Origin of the sequence: Pseudomonas sp. Irchel s3b5, from assembly GCF_900187435.1 — a bacterium.
Taxonomy (GTDB): domain Bacteria; phylum Pseudomonadota; class Gammaproteobacteria; order Pseudomonadales; family Pseudomonadaceae; genus Aquipseudomonas.
On record NZ_FYDY01000068.1, the window covers coordinates 1 to 1,423 of the forward strand.

Sequence of the window (1,423 nt, forward strand, 5' to 3'; positions counted from 1 at the left end):
GTAATGCTGTTCACTTAAGCGGAGCAGCCTTACGGTCCACCGGAAACCGGGTCTTTGATATCTTCACCGTCCTTGGCCTCGAAGGCCTCGGACGGTGATCCAGAAACATCCCTCCTACACCCGCCCTTAGCTCTGCCAACCGCCTTCCCGTTGCTGAAATCGGATTTGCCGCAGCCATCACGATCAGTTGAACGGCGATGTATTGGCAGGCTGGCTTGAAACGGATGTCCGATGGCACCCGACCAAAAGCCACTGCGGCTTGACTAGCTTCCCGGCGAATCACGTTATAGGCCAGCAACAATCCCCAGACCTCCTGGTAAACCAGGTCGATCTTCTTGCTGCGCAAGGTCATTGCGTTCTGCTGCATTGAGCTTTTGATATCCCTGAAGCCCAGCTCGATTTCCCAGCGCTGCTGGTAAAGCTTGGCGACGGCCATAGTGCTGTAGGTGCTAGCCGGCAATGATGTCATGACGGTTTTCAACTTACCCTGGATTTCATAGCTGACTTCGCGTACTTCCCAGTGAGTTGGGAGGCTCGGATTTCGCTTCCTCGCCTGCGGCGAGACCTTCATGCGTACCAGGCGATCATGCTTGCCATAACGGACGATTTCTTCACTGACCAGATTCTTGCGTGCCGGGGTCAGCCAGTGGCGGTTAATCCCGACGTCGCTCAGGCTGAGCATCAAGTCGGCACTCCAGAACCCTTTGTCGAAAAGCGTTACCGAGTGATCGGGGATCTGTTGCAAAAACTCGTCAGCCAAGCGCATTTCGCTGCGGCGATAAGGGCTCAGTTGAGCATCCAGAATCAGGTGCGAGCGCACATTCATCAGCGCTACAAGACGCATCATGGGGAACGGTGTTTGACGATCAGTCGACGTATTTCCGGAGCCGAAATGTTCTCGAAGCTCCGGCGTATCCTGTGTGCGCAGAAGTGCGCCATCTACAGCAAACACCTGTAGATCATGCCAAGCGTCACCGCTATAGCGCTCACTGCCCCATTGAGTACCGGTTTTGCGGAACAACCACTCGACGGGGTCGGAACCTAGCCGCTTGCGCGCTTCTGTCACACCGCTGCGGGCCAACAGATGGTCGGTCGCCAGACCTTGAGCGCAGATATTCAGCCGTCTCGCGACCTCGTGCACAGGCTCGTCGCGAAACAAAGCCATACCCAGCACCAACCACAAGACTTGATCTGTGGGCAACCGACGTCGCCGGATGGATGCCTGCGCAGAAAGATCAAGCGCTGAAGCTACCCATTCAACCGGGATGTTTTGAGTGAAGGTACTCAGATCAGAGAAGTTGAAAAGGTCGCCGAGGTCGAGCAGGTCTTGTTGAACAGACATAAAAAATCCGATGCCAGAGGTCTGGCATCGGATTTTCTAGGAAGCCCTGCGCGAGCTCAAATGCTTAAGTGAACAGCATTA

General features: G+C 55.1%; 1 protein-coding gene. It reads right to left on the reverse strand.

Translation table 11 applies throughout. The annotated features are described in order from the left end of the window. Window positions 1-10: 10 nt before the first annotated feature. On the reverse strand, window positions 11-1,342 hold the full coding sequence (locus CKW15_RS27785) for an IS4 family transposase (protein ID WP_095153085.1): 1,332 nt from the start codon (window positions 1,340-1,342) through the stop codon (window positions 11-13). Window positions 1,343-1,423: the final 81 nt, after the last annotated feature.